Origin of the sequence: Achromobacter xylosoxidans (genome assembly GCF_002192695.1) — a bacterium.
Classification (GTDB): Bacteria; Pseudomonadota; Gammaproteobacteria; order Burkholderiales; family Burkholderiaceae_B; genus Achromobacter; species Achromobacter xylosoxidans_C.
The window spans coordinates 81,199-95,428 of record NZ_MTLG01000008.1; the positions used below are offsets into that span (position 1 = coordinate 81,199).

The following is a 14,230-nucleotide window of genomic DNA, read 5'->3' on the forward strand; positions in this document are numbered from 1 at the left end:
GCCCGGCGTGTCCCGCCGGGCGGCGTCCGACGCCGCAACGCTTACGCGCCCACCGGCTTCCCATCAACACGCCGCACCACCACCGTCGCGGAGCGGGCGTCGCCGCCGCCTGCGCGCAGGGCGTTCCAGGCTTTGTCCGGATGCTGGATGTTGATGAAGAACGTGGTCAGGTCCGGCGTGTAGGCGATGCCGGTGATTTCGCAGCCCAGCGGGCCGACCAGGAAGCGCTTGGATTCGCCGGTCTTCTGGTCGATGTAGTACATCGAGTTGTTGCCGAAGAAGTCGGTGGTCGAGGCGCTGGTGCCGGCGTCGGTCTGGACCCACAGGCGGCCCTTGGGGTCGACGCGGATGCCATCGGGGCTGGAGAAGGTGTCGCCGTTGACGTTGCCGGTCAGGTTGGCGGCCACGCCGTCGGCCTTGTCGCGGCCGGCCAGCAGCAGCAGGTCCCACTCGAAGGTGGTGGCCAGGGGCGAGTCGCCGCGCTCGTGCCAGCGGATGATGTGGCCGTGCGAGTTGCTGACGCGCGGATTGGCGGCGCTGGTGCGCTTGCGGCTGCCGTTGTTGGTCAGCGTGCAGTACAGGGTCTTGTCCACGCCCACCGTGATCCACTCGGGGCGGTCCATCAGCGTGGCGCCGGCGACGCGGGCGGCGGCTCCGGTGTTGACCAGCACGTCGGCCTGCGTGTTGAAGTTGACGAGCTTGCCGGTGATCACGGTGCCGCTGGCGACCTGGGTGAAGTTGCCCGGATCGGTGGCGCCGGCGGTCAGGTTGTTCTTGCCCACCGTCAGTTCGATCCAGTTGCCGCTGCCGTCGTCGTTGAAGCGCGCGGCGTACAGCGTGCCTTCGTCCAGCAGGCCCATGTTGGCGGCGCGGTTGGCCGGGTCATAGGGCTTGGTGGGCACGAACTTGTAGATGCAACCCGGCGTGGTGTCGTCGCCCATGTAGAAGGCGACGCGGTTGTTGGCGTCCAGCATGAAGGCCGTGTTCTCGTGGCTGAAGCGGCCCATCGCGGTGCGCTTGACGGCGGTCGAGTCCGGATTCTGCGGATCGATCTCCACCACCCAGCCGTAGCCCTCATCGGCCGGCTTGCCGGCGTCGCCAGTCTTGTAGTGGTAGTTGTTGAGCGTTTCTTCGCAGGTCAGGTAGGTGCCCCAGGGCGTGTCGCCGCTGGAACAGTTGTTCAGCGTGCCGACGACGGTGTCGCCGACCACGGCCTTGGCCGGGCCGCTGACGTTGTAGACGGTGTTGCCGGTGTAGCGCTTGTTGTAGCGGGAGTCGGTCTTGACGGTCCAGGCGCCGTTGGCGCCGCGGGCGATTTCGACGACGGACACGCCGACGTTGGACAGGCGGGTCTTCACGCCTTCGACGCTCTGGTCCAGGGTCTCGTCGTCCAGCGCTTCGTGGTTCAGCACCAGCAGGCCGCCCTGGTTGGGGTCCACGCCGGGCAGGGCATAGAAATGCATGCCGTCGTGCTGGCCGCCGGATTGGGTTTCGGTGGCGGGATAGGATTGCGGCACGCCGGCGTAGCCCACCGAGCCGATCATGCACTTGTCGCCGGCGGAGTAGAGCACTTCGGCCACGTAGCCCGCGGGTACGGTGACGGTGTCGGCGACGATCTTGTCGGCCAACGGGGTGAACGTGACGGAGTAGTCCGGGCCGGGGGGCGGCTTGGTGCCGCCTTCGCCCGGTTCGTTGCCGGAGGTATCGTCGTCGTCATCGTCGCTGCCGCCACAGGCGGTCAGCAGGGTCGATGCGCCGAACACGGACAACATTGACAGGCCGAAGCTGTTCTTCAGCAAAGTGCGGCGCTGGGGATTCGCGGCGACGATCTCGTCGAACATCTGCCCGGGCACGGTGACTTCGCCCTGGGCTTCGCGATAGGGGGCGCGCAATTTATCAGTCAAGTAGGACATTCCAACCTCATAGTGTCGCGAACGGGTCGCTCAGTTATCTGTAAGCAAAACGCAAGCGAGATTAAAGGTCGGTCGTTACAAAGGGGTGACGATAGTGTGAAGTCCTTGCGGTGGGAGGAGTAGTCCGCCGCCTGGCTGAGTTGCGGTTGGACGCAAGGCCGAGGCGGCGGCTGAGTGCGGCTTACCCGCGCGGTCCGACGATGGGCGTGACGTCCAGCACATACATCTGCCGTTCGCCTTCATGCACGGAGTCGATGCAGACCTGCGTGCCGTCGCGGCTCCAGCGCGGATGCAGGTCGCAGCGGTTTTCCTTGGACAGATGGGGATCGGCGTAGAAGCTGCCCAGCGAGTGGCGCAGGCCGGTCTGCATGTCGTAGAGGAACAGGATGCGCTCGTGCGTGGTCGAGTCCGGATAGGTGTCGCTCAGCAGCCAGCGCGTGTTCACCGGCGAGTAGGTCATGTGGCCGTTCTCGGTCAGCACGCCGTCGCCCACGACCTGGACCGCGCCGCCGGGCGCGTCGCGGTAGAGGTGGTAGTGGATGCTGCCGTCATGCGGGCCCCACACGATGATGGTCTGGTCGTCGCGCCACAGCGGATGCGAGATCTGGTATTCGGATTTCTCGTAGTCGAAGGTGCCGACCGCGCTGGGATCGAAGTCGTCGGCCAGTTGCGGCAGCGGATGGTCGGAACATTCCAGCAGGCGCATGTCGCTGCCGTCGGCGTTCATGGTGATCAGCCGGTGCAGGAAGCAGGTCTCGTCCTTGACGCGTTCGGTCCAGCGGTGCAGGAACAGGATGCGGGAGGACGAAGGATTGATCTCGATGTGGCTGACCCAGTGGATGGCGCGTTCCATCGAGTCGCGCGGATGGAAGTTGCGCAGGTCGGCGTAGCTGACCAGCAGGCGGTGCGCGCCGCTGGCCAGATCCATGCTGTGGATGCCGTCGTCGGCCGGGGCGTAGTCCACGGGGCCGGGCGCGTGTTCGCTGTAGCCGATGGTCTCGTGCGTGATGTAGAGGCGGCGGTAATCCACGCAGAGCGCATAGCGGCTGTTGGGCGCGGCGACGTAGATGGGCAGCGGCAGGTGGCGCGTCTGGCCGGTGGCGACGTTATGGACCGCGGAATGGAAGCCCGGATAGAAGCCGCTGCCGTCGTCGCGGCGGCAGTTGTAGATCATCTGCGGCTCGGCTTCGCCGTCCAGCCACTGCAGTTGGCAGCCCATCTGCCAGTTCCAGGCCGTGGTGCTGCCCACGGCGTGGTAGCGGTCGCCGTCCTGCAGGTCGAAGTAACCGACCTCGGCGCTCAGCTCGGGCGTGAGGCGCGCGTCCTTGAACGGCGTGCGGTTGGCCAGCAGATAGCGGCCGTCGCGGTGCCAGACGGTCTTGTTGTAGTAGCCGAAGAAATGGTGCTGCGGGGTGGCGCCCAGGCGGCGGCAGGGGATGGGCGTGGCGAGCATGCGGTTCATGGATGGCGGAGCAGGGATAAGGTCGGAAAAAAAAGGGCGGCGCAGGCGCCGCCCCGGGCAGGCGTTCAGCCCGCGGTGATGTGTTCGGTCTCGATGACCTTGTTCCAGCGGGCGCGCTCGCGTTCGACGAAGGCGCGCGCCTCGGCGGGGCTGTTGCCCACCGGGGTCATGCCCAGGCGCTCCAGGCCTTCGCGGAACGCCGGGTCGGCGTAGATGCGGCGCAGGTCGGCGCTGATCTTCTCGATCAGCGCGTCCGGCACGTCCTTGCTGGCCGCCAGCGTGGTCCACGAGGTCACCGTCAGGCCAGGCAGGCCGGCCTCGGCGGCGGTGGGCACGTCGGGCAGGGCGGGCGAACGGGTGGCGCCGGTGATGGCCAGCGCTTTCAGTTTCTTGGCCTGGATGTAGCCGATGGTGGTGGGCACGTTCTCGAACAGCAGCTGGATCTGGCCGCCCAGCAGGTCGTTGGTGGCGGCGGAGCTGCCGCGATAGGGGATGTGCACGATGGGCGCCTGCGCGGCCATCTTGTAGAGCTCGCCCACCATGTGCACGGAGGAACCCACGCCGGCCGAGCCGAAGTGCAGGGTTTCCGGCTTGGCCTTGGCCAGGGCGGTGAGTTCGGCCAGGGTGTTGGCTTCCAGCCCGGGGTTGGCCACCACCACATGCGGCATCTCGGCCACGATGGTGATCAGCTTCAGATCGCGGGCCGGCTGGTAGTTGAGGTTCTTGTAGACCCCGTAGGTGGCGTGCAGACCGATGGAGCCGAGCAGCAGGGTGTAGCCGTCGGGCCCGGAGTCGGCGACGAACTTGCCGCCGATATGGCCGCCGGCGCCGGGACGGTTTTCCACCACGACCGACTGGCCGTAGAGCTTGCCCAGGTGCTCGGCCAGCAGCCGGCCCTGGATGTCGGAGCTGCCGCCCGCAGTGAAGGGCACGATGATGCGCACCGGCCGGTCGGGATAGTTGGCTTGCGCGTGCGCGGCCAGCGGCAGCGTGGCGGCCGTCAGGCCCAGGCACAGCGTTTGCAGGAGTTGGCGCCAGGAGCGGCGGAGGTTCATATGGTTTCCCCTGGAAGGTTGGGTAGCGCGGGGGCGCATCTGACGGCGCCCTTGGGAAAACCAGTGTAGGAGCCGGCAGGTATTTGAAAAAATTCTTTTTTCAACATAGGCTATGCAAGTTTGCTATACATTGCCCCGCCATGAGCCGACCCCTGAATTTCCGCCAGATCGAAGCCTTCCACGCGGTCATGCTGGCCGGCACCACCACCGGCGCGGCGCAGATGCTGCGCACCACCCAGCCCTCGGTCAGCCGGCTGCTGGCGCAGGTGCAGCAGGCCAGCGGCCTGAAGCTGTTCGACATGGAGCGCGGACGCTTGCGGCCCACGCGCGAGGCCAAGGATTTGTTCGACACCGTGCAGCGGCATTTCGTGGGCCTGGAACGCATCGAGGACCGCGTCGCGGCCATGCGGCGCAGCGGCAGCGGCGTGCTGCGGCTGGCCTGCACGCCGGCGCTGGGCCTGGGCGTGCTGCCCGGCGCGATCGAGACCTTCGCGCAGCGCTATCCCGAGGTCCACATCAACATGCAGACCGTGGGCAGCCAGTATTTGCGGGAAGGGCTGCTGCACGGTACCTACGACCTGGTGGTGACCACGGCGCCCATGGATGGCGCGCAGCTGGAAATGCAGGGCTTGCATGAAAGCGCGGCGGTCTGCGTGATGCGGCCGGACCATCCGCTGGCCGCGCAGTCGTCCGTCGACATCATGGACCTGGACGGGCGCCGCCTATTGGTGTTGAACGCCGATGACGACGTCTATCTGCAGCTGCGCGGCGCCATGCAGGAACATCGGGCGCAGCCCGCCTCGGAAATCGAGACCACCTATTCGTCCACCATCTGCGCGCTGGCCGCCGCCGGCAGCGGCCTGGGCGTGGTCAATCCCTATATCGCGGCCGTGTTCGCCGACCGCTTGGCGATACGGCCGTTCACGCCGCGCCTGCCGGTCCGGGTCAGCATGGCCTATCCCGCGCAGACTGCGCCGTCGTCGGTGACGGAGGCCTTCGTGGAGATCCTGGCGCGCGGATTCCAGGCGCAGCCGGGCGCGGCCTGAGCGCCGCGCGGACCGCGCCCGGGGCTCGCGTATCATCTCGCCATCGCGTGGGGCGCGGACTCAGCTCTTGCGGTTTTCGTAGGAAGTGTCCAGCACGTCGTCTTCGGGGGTGATGATGCCGGGCTCGCCGGGTTCCGCGATGGCGCGTCCGCGCCGCGGCATGCCGGCGACCTCCTTGCTGTGGTCCGCCATCGGCAGGATTTCGGTGCCTTTGCGCGGGTCGACGGCGACGGTTTGTTCCGTTTCGGCGGTCTTGGCCGCCTGCGGATCGGGGGCGGTTTTCAACATGATGTCTGCTCCGCTTGCGGGCGTCCCAGGATGGCGACGCGCCTGGTTGCCAGTTCCATCTTAGGACGGCGCGCGGGTCCTGGAGCAGGAATGCCTGTCACGTTTGCAAGGGGCTGTTGCAGCAGCCCGAACCTTATAATTTCCAGCGCCTCGCGGTTTGCGGCAAGGCGCCCGCTTCCTCACTTTCCATACGCCTACCTTGACTGAATCCGTCGAACGCTCCGTCCATGCTGAACTCGTTGCCGTGCTGGTCGCTGTCACCAACGGCGAGCCGCGGGTGCTGACGACCGACGATGCGCGCGCCTTGCCGGCCGGTCCCTTCAAGCTGTCGCACCGTTCGCTGCAGGCCGGCCTGCGCGCCTGGGTGGAGGAGCAGACCCATCATCCGCTGGGCTATGTGGAGCAGCTCTACACCTTCGCCGATGGCGACCGCTCCGATGAATCGGGCGCGCGCGTGATGTCGGTCAGCTACCTGGGCCTGACGCGCGAGGCCGGCGAAACCGGCGTGGCGCAAGTCGGCTGGCAGGACTGGTACCGCTATTTCCCCTGGGAAGACCAGCGCACGGGCACGCCCGCGCTGGTGGAAGAACTGATCGTGCCGCGCCTGGCCGCCTGGTGCGAAGACAGTTCCGATGCGGCGGTGCGCACGCGCCGTCGCCAGCGCGCCGCCATCACCTTCGGGCTGGACGGCTCGCCGTGGAATGAAGACATGGTGTTGCAGCGCTATGAACTGCTGTTCGAAGCCGGGCTGGTGCCCGAGGCGGCGCGGCGCGGGGGCAAGGGCGCGGTGGTGCCGGGCGAACCGATGCGCCACGACCACCGCCGCATCCTGGCCACCGGCATCGCCCGGCTGCGCGCCAAGATCAAATACCGCCCCGTGGTGTTCGAATTGATGCCCGCGCAGTTCACCCTGCTGCAATTGCAGTTGGCCGTGGAAGCGCTGGCCGGGCGCGGCCTGCACAAGCAGAACTTCCGCCGCCTCATCGAGCAGCAGGCGCTGGTCGAAGAAACCGGCGAAATGGCCACGGGCACGGCCGGCAGGCCGGCCAAGCTATTCCGTTTTCGCCGCGACGTGCTGCTGGAGCGCGCTATTGCGGGGAGCAAATTGCCGTTGTCTCGGGCGATGTGATGCTTGACAAGCTTTATGCTCGTCTCTAGCATAAGTGGTGCGCAATCTCTGCGCGCCTTTTTTTAACTGGTAAATACTCAAAATGAGCATTAAAGCCGAAGCGCCTCTGACCATTGCCCGACTGCCCGTTCCCCCTCTGCCGGAAGTCATGCTGGAGCCGCTGGTGCGCGCGGCCTTGCTCGAGGACCTGGGGCGCGCCGGGGACCTGACCACTGATGCCATCGTGCCCGCCGACGCCACGGCGCAGACCCGGCTGGTCGCGCGCCAGGACGGCGTGCTGGCCGGGCTGGACCTGGCGCGCCTGGCGTTTCGCGCCATGGACCCGGGCATCAAGTTCGACGTTGCGCTGCGCGACGGCAGCGAACTGCAGCCGGGTGCGGAAATCGCCCGCATCAGCGGCAATGCGCGCGCCATGCTGACGGCCGAGCGCGTGGCGCTGAACTTTCTGTGCCATCTGAGCGGCGTGGCCAGCGCCACCGCGTCCATCGCCCGCGCCATCGAAGGCTACGGCGCCCGCGTCACCTGCACCCGCAAGACCATGCCGGGCCTGCGCGCCGTGCAGAAGTACGCGGTGCGCGTGGGGGGCGGCAGCAATCACCGCCATGGCCTGGACGACGCGGTGCTGATCAAGGACAACCACATCGCGCTGGCGGGCGGGGTTGCCACGGCGATCGAGCGGGCGCGCGCCGGCATCGGCCACATGGTCAAGATCGAACTGGAAGTGGACACGCTGGAACAGCTGGAAACGGCGCTGTCGCTGGGGGTGGACGTGGTGTTGCTGGACAACATGAGCCTGGACGATCTGCGCCGCGCGGTGGCCATGGCGCGCGGCCGCGCCATCACCGAGGCCTCGGGCCGCATCACCCCTGAAACCGCCGCCGCGGTGGCGGCCACCGGGGTGGACCAGATCGCGGTGGGCTGGATCACCCACAGCGCCAAGGTGCTCGACATCGGCCTGGACGCTTGACCTTTCCGCCGGCCACCGGCCGGCATTGCCCATGCCCCCGCGCGCATGCCGCGCAGGGACGCTTGCAAGCCCGCATCATGAATCGCCTGCTCAGCTCTGTTCTTGCATTCCTGGTTTTGCCCCTGGCCGCCTGCGGCAATTCGCCCTCGGGCGAAGCGCCTAAGGACGCCGCCTATCCCTCGCACCCCATCACCATCGTGGTGACGTTCCCGCCGGGCGGCGGTACCGACCTGCTGGCGCGCCGCATCGGCGCCAGCCTGCAGGAGCAGTTCGGCATGGCGGTGGTGGTGGAAAACCGGCCTGGCGCCAGCGGCAACATCGGCGCCCGCGCGGTGGCCGAAGCGCCGGCCGACGGCCATACGCTGCTGATGGTCAACAGTTCATTCGCGATCAATCCAGGGGTCTACAGCAACCTGGGCTTCGCGCCCAAGAAGGACTTCGCGGCGGTCATCAACGTGGCCTTCGTGCCTTCGGTGTACGTGGTGCCGGCGGCTTCGCCCTGGCAGAACCTGGACCATGCGCTGGCCGCCGCCACGCGGGACTGGCCGCTGTCCTTCGCGTCCTGCGGCAACGGCACGCCGCAGCACCTGGCCGGCGAGATGCTGGCGCGCGCCACGGGAGCGCCCTTGCAGCATGTGCCCTACAAGGGCTGCGGGCCGGCGCTGACCGATGTGACTGCGGGCCAGGTAAGTATGGGCGTGGTCACGGCATCCAGCGCCGCGCCCCTGATTGCAGCCGGCAAGCTGCGGGCCCTGGCGGTGACGTCACCCGCGCGTTCGCCGCTGTTGCCGTCGGTGCCGACGGTGGCCGAGCAGGGCGTGCCCGGCTACGCGCTGGACCAATGGCACGGCTTGCTGGCGCCGGCGGCCACGCCGCCCGCGGTAGTGGCCAAGCTGAATGCGGCGGTGGCCAAGATCGTCCAGCGCCCCGATGTGCAGGTGGCGCTGCGCGAACAGGGCTTTACGCCCGCGACCAGCACGCCGCGTGAGTTCCAGGCCATGATCGATGCGGATATCGACCGCTATACCGCCTTGACGCAGGCGATCGGCCTGCGCGCGGACTGAGCCGGGCGCAGGCCTGGCCTCAGGCCGCGGCGGCCCGGGCGTGCTGTTCCAGCTGTTCCTTCAGGCCCGGGTGCAGCTTGAGCTGGCGCGCCAGTTCGTCCAGATAGGCGCGTTCCATATAGCTTTCCTCGTCCACCACCAGCAGGCTGGCCAGGTACATCTCGGCCGCCATTTCCGGCGTCTGCGCGGCTTGCGCGATCACGGACGGATCCAGCGGGCGCGACAGCTCGGCCTCGAGCCAGCGGCGGTCCTGGGCGTCGGACGACAGCTTGGACAGTTCGGTCTCGAGCAGGGCGCGTTCTTCCGGGCCGATGTGGCCGTCGGCCTTGGCCGCGCCAATCATGGCGGTCAGCACCGCCGTGCTGTGCTGCTCGGCCTGGGGCGCGGGCAGGCGGTCCAGCGTCTGCGGGGGAGCCGTGGGCGCGCCGGCCTGGTTGCGCTGCCAGTCGCCGTAGGCGCGGTAGGCCAGGGCGCCTAGCGCCGCCATGCCACCGTACATGGCGACCTTGCCGCCGATCTTGCGGGCCTTCTTGCTGCCCAGCAGCAGTCCGAGGGCGCCCGCGCCCAGCGCGCCGCCGCCCAGGCCGGTCAGGAAGGACGAACCCTTGCCGCCGGTGGCGTTCTGCACGCGGTTGGTGGTGTCCGACAGCAGCCCTTGCCCGGACTGCAGCAGTTGATCGAGTAGTTGTCTGGCGCTCATGCGGCCCCCTTAAAGTTTGCTCAGGTATTGCGGATAGAGATATCCGACCGGCCCCGGGGCCAGAAGTTCAGCTTACAGTCAGTTGCTTGCGCCGGCCACGTCCTTGGAGCGCCCGCCAGGTGATACAACGTGGTCTGGGGCGGCCGCGGCGGTCGCCCGCCAGGACCCGTTACCAGGAGACAGGACCCATGAGCATCCGCGTGCGCCAGAATGCGCCCAACACGCTGCAATTCACCGCCACGGCCGAAGGCCACGATCTGCCGCTGGACATGCCCCAGCCGCAGGGCGCCGGCCCCGATCCGCACGACTACTTCGATACCGCGCTGGGCGGCTGCAAGGCCATGACCTTGATGGTCTACGCGCAGCGCAAGGGCTTGCCGCTGGAATCGGTGGGGGTGGAAGTGGTGCGCGATGCCGGCGAGGAACGCAAGGGAATCTACCGCCTGACGGCCAAGCTGACGCTGAATGGCCCGTTGTCGGATGCGCAGATCGACGAGCTGCTGGCAGTGGCCGAGAAGTGCCCGGTGCACAAGCTGATGACGGCGGTGGACGTGCAAGTGTCCACCGTGGTGGTGCAGGCGGCCTGAACAAGCAGGCCGCCATGGCCGGGACCCTTGGGTCCCGGCCGTGCGCGGACTTAGTCTTCCATGCCCGGGACGATGGTCGAGAAACCGGCGTCCACGTGGGTGATCTCGCCCGTCACGCCGGCGGCCAGGTCCGACAGCATGAAGGCGGCGACGTTGCCCACGTCTTCGATGGTGACGTTGCGGCGCAGCGGGGCCTGGGCTTCCACGAACTTCAGGATGGCCGAGAAGTCCTTGATGCCGCTGGCGGCCAGCGTCTTGATGGGGCCGGCGGAAATGCCGTTGGCGCGGATGCCGCGCGGGCCCAGCGCGGTCGCCAGGTAGCGCACGCTGGCTTCCAGCGAGGCCTTGGCCAGGCCCATGGTGTTGTAGTTCGGGACCACGCGTTCGGCGCCCAGGTAGGTCAGCGTCAGCACGGAGCCGTTGCGGCCTTCCATCAGGGGCAGTGCGGCCTTGGCCATGGCGGCGAAGCTATAGGCCGAGATGTCATGCGCGATGCGGAAACCTTCACGCGACAGGCCGTCGAGGAAGTTGCCGGCGATGGCTTCGCGCGGCGCGAAACCGATGGAGTGCACCAGGCCGTCCAGGCCGTCCCAGTGCTGGCCGAGTTCGGCGAAGGCGCCTTCGATCTGGCTGTCTTCGGCCACATCGCAAGGCAGCACGATCTTGCTGCCGAATTCAGCGGCGAATTCGCCCACGCGGTCCTTGAAGCGGTCTCCCACGTAGGTGAACGCCAGTTCGGCGCCTTGCTGGTGACAGGCGCGCGCAATGCCGTAGGCGATGGATCGGTTGGAAAGCACCCCGGTGACCAGGATGCGCTTGCCGGCGAGAAAGCCCATATTTCTATCCTTTGATTTTTTCCCTCTGGAATCCGCCTATTTTAAGGAGTTTGCGCGATTTCGCGATATGAAAATCCCTGAGGGCCAACCGGGCCGGATCGCGCCTCAGGCCGGCTTTCCGGGCGGCGGGAACAGGCCCACGAAGCTGGCGAGCAGGGGATCACGCTGGTCCGCGCGCCAGACCAGCTCCAGATCGAATGTCAGGTCTATGCCGCCGATTTCCTTGAAGACCACGCCGGCCGGGCCATGCTGCCGGAACGAAGCGGGAATGATGGCGCAGCCCAGTCCCGCCGACACCAGGCCCAGGATGGTGGGAAGATCGGTCGCCACGGCGGCCGGGCGCGTCAGCGGAATGCCGGCGGCCTTCAGGATGCGGACCAGCGCGTCATAGTGCGAGGGCGACCCGGCGCGCGGGAACAGGATGAATTTCTGGCCTGCCAGGTCCTTGAGCGCGCGGATCCTGCCGACGCTGCGCGCCACCGCCGCGGGCATGGCCAGGACCATGCGGTCTTCATAGATCTTCATTCCTTGCACTTCGCCATCGAGTGGAGAGCGCCAGGCGACCACGCCCGCGTCCAGCTCGTGGCGCTTGATCGCATCCAGCTGCCAGGCCGAGAGGCCGGATTCCAGCTGCACATCGGTATCGGGCGAGGCGCGCGACAGGGCCGCGATCGCTTGCCCCAGGCCGGGCAGCCAACTGTAGCCGGGCATGACGCCGATCTTCAGCGAGCCCGCCTTGCCGTTTGCCGCCAGCGCCACCTGTGCCCGCAGGGCCGCGGCGCCCTCCAGCATCAGCCTGGCTTGGGCGAGCAGGGCCTCGCCGGCACGCGTGAGCGCCACGCCGCGCGGCAGCCGCACCAGCAACTGCGCGCCGAACTCATCTTCCAGCGCCATCATCTGGCGCGACAGGGCGGGCTGGGCGATATGCAAGGCCTTGGCCGCGCCCGCCACGCTGCCGGCCGCGCACACCGCCTCGAAATAGCGCAACTGCCTCAATTCCATGCCATGCCTCCCAGGCATACGTAATACGCACCAAAAGTATTTGTTGCCGCAGCATCAAATACCTATATTTTTACGATTGAACCCCATAACGTATACCCAAAAGGTCTATGACGAAACCGACATTCCGCGAGTCGCCGTTATTGCGTGACCGGCGGGTCGCGCACCTGCCGGCGCGCAACCCGCAGTGCGCGACGGCGTTCACCGACATCGACCTCGATGCGCCCGGGCGCCAGGCGGGCTTCCTGCATATCCCGCAGTCGCCCCACGACGACGCCTGGGGCACGGTGCGCATACCCATGGCGGTGCTGGCGAACGGCGAAGGCCCCACCGTCATCCTGGAAGGCGGCAACCATGGCGACGAGTACGAAGGCCAGATCGTGCTGGGCGAATTCATCCGCGACCTGCCGCTGGAACGCGTCCGGGGCCGCCTGATCGTGATGCCCTCGCTCAACGCGCCGGCGGCTGAAGCCGGCCTGCGCACCTCGCCGCTGGATGGCAAGAACCTGAACCGCAGCTTTCCCGGCGACCATGCGGGCAGCATCACGGAACAGATCGCCGCCTACGTCAGCGACGAGCTGTTCTCGCGCGGCGACGCGTTCCTGAGCCTGCATTCGGGCGGTTCGTCCCTGGACATCATTCCCAGCGCCCTGGTCCAACCTTCGCAGGATGCGGCGCAGACCCAGCGCAATATCGATGCCGTGATGGCCTTCGGCGCGCCGTTCAACGTGCTGCTGGATACGCTGGGCGACACGCGCACCAGCGTCGCCACGGCGGTGGCTGCCGGGCTTACCTGCGTCAGCACCGAGATGGCGGGGCGCGGCACCGTGACGGACAGCGCGCTCGCGCTATGCCGCGCCGGCGCGCTGCGCGTGCTGGCGCATTGGGGCGCGCTGGACCAAGCCAGCGCCCAGCCGCTCGCGGCGCAGCCCGCGCCCCTGTTCAAGGTCACCGGCGCCAAGTCCTACGTCATCGCTTCGGAACGGGGCGTGTTCGAGGCCTATCATCGCTATGGCGAGGCGGTCGAAGCCGGCCAGCCCGCGGGCCGCATCCACCAGACCTTCGACCCGCGGCGCGCGCCGGTCGAACTGCTTTACGGCGCCAGCGGCGTCGTCTTCGCCAAGCGGCATCCCGGCATCGTCGTGCCCGGCAATGTCTGCTGCGTGGTGGCCAGCGCGGCCTGAGGCCGCGTCCAGATTCACTTTTTCAGAACACAGAACATGGCAATCCATATCGAAACCCCGGCGCTCGCATCCCGCGCCTTTTCCCTGCGCAGCGGCAAGGACGTGCGCCTGAAGATGGAGGCGCTGCAGCCCAGCGGCTCGTTCAAGGCCCGCGGCATAGGTCATGCCTGCCAGATCTACAAATCCCGCGGCGCCCGGCGCTTCATTTCCTCGTCCGGCGGCAATGCCGGCTATGCCGTGGCCTACGCCGGCCGCATGCTGGCCACGCCGGTGACGGTGGTGGTGCCGGCCACGACCTCGGAGCGCGCCAAGAGCCTGATCCGTTCCGAAGGGGCGGAAGTCATCGTGCACGGCGCCTCCTGGATGGAGGCCAACGCCCGCGCGCTGGAGCTCATGACCGAGGCGGACGCATTCCTGCATCCCTTCGACGACCCCTTGCTGTGGGAAGGGCACGCGACCATGATCGACGAGCTGGCCCGGCAGGGCGGCAGGCCGGATGCGGTCATCTGCTCGGTCGGCGGCGGCGGCCTGCTGTGCGGCGTGGTCGAGGGCTTGCGGCGCAATGGCTGGGCCGAGGTCCCGGTGATCGCGGCCGAAACGGCCGGCGCGGATTCGTATGCCCAGGCCCTGCATGCGGGGGCGCCGGTGCTGTTGCCCGAGATCCGGTCCATTGCGACCTCATTGGGTGCGCGGCAGGTCTGCGACCGCGCGCTGGACCTGGCGAAGGAGCACTCCATCGAGAGCGTGGTGGTGTCCGATGCCGCCGCGGTGGCGGCCTGCGAGGACGTGCTGCTGGAGCACCGCATCCTGGTCGAGCCCGCCTGCGGCGCCTCGGTGGCGGCGTTGGACGGCGGTTCGGAATTCCTGAAGAACGCCCGCTCGGTGGCGGTCATCCTGTGCGGCGGCGTGGGCGTCACGGCGGGTCAGCTGGCGCAATGGAGCACGCAGTTCGTGGCGCAGCCGCGGTAGCGGGCGGCGGGCGGATAAAAAAAGGCGCGTC

14 protein-coding genes are annotated in these 14,230 nt (G+C 67.8%); 7 read left to right on the forward strand and 7 right to left on the reverse strand.

Annotated features, from left to right (window positions below):
• Window positions 1–41: 41 nt before the first annotated feature.
• From BRO63_RS01985 to BRO63_RS01995, 3 genes are all read right to left on the reverse strand, one after another.
• A complete protein-coding gene (locus tag BRO63_RS01985) occupies window positions 42–1,913 on the reverse strand; it encodes a PhoX family protein (RefSeq protein ID WP_088138304.1) in 1,872 nt (623 codons plus the stop codon).
• Window positions 1,914–2,094: 181 nt separating this feature from the next.
• The gene (locus tag BRO63_RS01990; RefSeq protein ID WP_088138305.1) at window positions 2,095–3,375 is read right to left on the reverse strand and encodes a hypothetical protein; all 1,281 of its coding nucleotides are present in this window, start codon (window positions 3,373–3,375) and stop codon (window positions 2,095–2,097) included.
• A 65-nt stretch (window positions 3,376–3,440) separates the two neighbouring features.
• The gene (locus BRO63_RS01995) at window positions 3,441–4,430 is read right to left on the reverse strand and encodes a Bug family tripartite tricarboxylate transporter substrate binding protein (RefSeq protein WP_088138306.1); all 990 of its coding nucleotides are present in this window, start codon (window positions 4,428–4,430) and stop codon (window positions 3,441–3,443) included.
• A 140-nt stretch (window positions 4,431–4,570) separates the two neighbouring features.
• Between BRO63_RS01995 and BRO63_RS02000 the strand changes: the two genes are divergently transcribed.
• The gene (locus BRO63_RS02000; protein ID WP_088138307.1) at window positions 4,571–5,476 is read left to right on the forward strand and encodes a LysR substrate-binding domain-containing protein; all 906 of its coding nucleotides are present in this window, start codon (window positions 4,571–4,573) and stop codon (window positions 5,474–5,476) included.
• A gap of 60 nt (window positions 5,477–5,536) precedes the next feature.
• Here BRO63_RS02000 and BRO63_RS02005 read toward each other — a convergent pair whose 3' ends face one another.
• Entirely contained in the window at window positions 5,537–5,764 is a 228-nt protein-coding gene (locus BRO63_RS02005; protein WP_088138308.1) for a hypothetical protein, read from the reverse strand.
• A 199-nt stretch (window positions 5,765–5,963) separates the two neighbouring features.
• On the opposite strand from BRO63_RS02005, the gene BRO63_RS02010 reads away from it, so the two are divergent.
• The 3 genes from BRO63_RS02010 (at window position 5,964) to BRO63_RS02020 (ending at window position 8,924) form a co-directional block, all read left to right on the forward strand.
• Window positions 5,964–6,893, forward strand: a complete 930-nt coding sequence (locus BRO63_RS02010) for an NUDIX hydrolase (RefSeq protein WP_088138309.1) — start codon at window positions 5,964–5,966, stop codon at window positions 6,891–6,893.
• 82 nt (window positions 6,894–6,975) lie between these two features.
• Window positions 6,976–7,860: a carboxylating nicotinate-nucleotide diphosphorylase gene (gene nadC / locus BRO63_RS02015; protein WP_088138310.1), complete on the forward strand. Its 885-nt coding sequence runs from the start codon at window positions 6,976–6,978 to the stop codon at window positions 7,858–7,860.
• A 77-nt stretch (window positions 7,861–7,937) separates the two neighbouring features.
• The gene (locus tag BRO63_RS02020; protein ID WP_088138311.1) at window positions 7,938–8,924 is read left to right on the forward strand and encodes a tripartite tricarboxylate transporter substrate binding protein; all 987 of its coding nucleotides are present in this window, start codon (window positions 7,938–7,940) and stop codon (window positions 8,922–8,924) included.
• 19 nt (window positions 8,925–8,943) lie between these two features.
• Here the strand turns inward: BRO63_RS02020 and BRO63_RS02025 are convergent, their stop codons facing one another.
• The gene (locus BRO63_RS02025) at window positions 8,944–9,624 is read right to left on the reverse strand and encodes a tellurite resistance TerB family protein (RefSeq protein WP_088138312.1); all 681 of its coding nucleotides are present in this window, start codon (window positions 9,622–9,624) and stop codon (window positions 8,944–8,946) included.
• Between the two features lie 188 nt (window positions 9,625–9,812).
• Between BRO63_RS02025 and BRO63_RS02030 the strand changes: the two genes are divergently transcribed.
• Window positions 9,813–10,211, forward strand: a complete 399-nt coding sequence (locus tag BRO63_RS02030) for an OsmC family protein (protein ID WP_088138313.1) — start codon at window positions 9,813–9,815, stop codon at window positions 10,209–10,211.
• A gap of 50 nt (window positions 10,212–10,261) precedes the next feature.
• Here the strand turns inward: BRO63_RS02030 and fabI are convergent, their stop codons facing one another.
• Together fabI and BRO63_RS02040 are read right to left on the reverse strand one after the other, a co-directional pair.
• Complete coding sequence (gene fabI / locus BRO63_RS02035) at window positions 10,262–11,047, reverse strand: enoyl-ACP reductase FabI (RefSeq protein WP_013391441.1); 786 nt, start codon at window positions 11,045–11,047, stop codon at window positions 10,262–10,264.
• A gap of 105 nt (window positions 11,048–11,152) precedes the next feature.
• Window positions 11,153–12,049 carry a LysR family transcriptional regulator gene (locus BRO63_RS02040; protein ID WP_179215018.1) on the reverse strand — a complete coding sequence of 299 codons (897 nt, stop codon included), beginning with the start codon at window positions 12,047–12,049 and terminating at the stop codon, window positions 11,153–11,155.
• Between the two features lie 107 nt (window positions 12,050–12,156).
• On the opposite strand from BRO63_RS02040, the gene BRO63_RS02045 reads away from it, so the two are divergent.
• Both BRO63_RS02045 and BRO63_RS02050 read left to right on the forward strand, forming a co-directional pair.
• Window positions 12,157–13,230: a succinylglutamate desuccinylase/aspartoacylase family protein gene (locus tag BRO63_RS02045; protein ID WP_088138315.1), complete on the forward strand. Its 1,074-nt coding sequence runs from the start codon at window positions 12,157–12,159 to the stop codon at window positions 13,228–13,230.
• Between the two features lie 36 nt (window positions 13,231–13,266).
• Window positions 13,267–14,199 (forward strand): pyridoxal-phosphate dependent enzyme, encoded by a 933-nt coding sequence (locus BRO63_RS02050; protein WP_088138316.1) that lies wholly within the window; start codon window positions 13,267–13,269, stop codon window positions 14,197–14,199.
• Window positions 14,200–14,230: the final 31 nt, after the last annotated feature.

Bases quoted from the DNA above. Each gene is read 5' to 3' on its own strand.
- BRO63_RS01985 (WP_088138304.1), bottom strand. From the start codon at position 1,913: ATGTCCTACTTGACTGATAAATTGCGCGCCCCCTATCGCGAAGCCCAG.
- nadC (WP_088138310.1), top strand. From the start codon at position 6,976: ATGAGCATTAAAGCCGAAGCGCCTCTGACCATTGCCCGACTGCCCGTT.
- BRO63_RS01990 (WP_088138305.1), bottom strand. From the start codon at position 3,375: ATGAACCGCATGCTCGCCACGCCCATCCCCTGCCGCCGCCTGGGCGCC.
- BRO63_RS02005 (WP_088138308.1), bottom strand. From the start codon at position 5,764: ATGTTGAAAACCGCCCCCGATCCGCAGGCGGCCAAGACCGCCGAAACG.
- BRO63_RS02040 (WP_179215018.1), bottom strand. From the start codon at position 12,049: ATGGAATTGAGGCAGTTGCGCTATTTCGAGGCGGTGTGCGCGGCCGGC.
- fabI (WP_013391441.1), bottom strand. From the start codon at position 11,047: ATGGGCTTTCTCGCCGGCAAGCGCATCCTGGTCACCGGGGTGCTTTCC.
- BRO63_RS02000 (WP_088138307.1), top strand. From the start codon at position 4,571: ATGAGCCGACCCCTGAATTTCCGCCAGATCGAAGCCTTCCACGCGGTC.
- BRO63_RS02025 (WP_088138312.1), bottom strand. From the start codon at position 9,624: ATGAGCGCCAGACAACTACTCGATCAACTGCTGCAGTCCGGGCAAGGG.
- BRO63_RS01995 (WP_088138306.1), bottom strand. From the start codon at position 4,430: ATGAACCTCCGCCGCTCCTGGCGCCAACTCCTGCAAACGCTGTGCCTG.
- BRO63_RS02050 (WP_088138316.1), top strand. From the start codon at position 13,267: ATGGCAATCCATATCGAAACCCCGGCGCTCGCATCCCGCGCCTTTTCC.
- BRO63_RS02030 (WP_088138313.1), top strand. From the start codon at position 9,813: ATGAGCATCCGCGTGCGCCAGAATGCGCCCAACACGCTGCAATTCACC.
- BRO63_RS02020 (WP_088138311.1), top strand. From the start codon at position 7,938: ATGAATCGCCTGCTCAGCTCTGTTCTTGCATTCCTGGTTTTGCCCCTG.
- BRO63_RS02045 (WP_088138315.1), top strand. From the start codon at position 12,157: ATGACGAAACCGACATTCCGCGAGTCGCCGTTATTGCGTGACCGGCGG.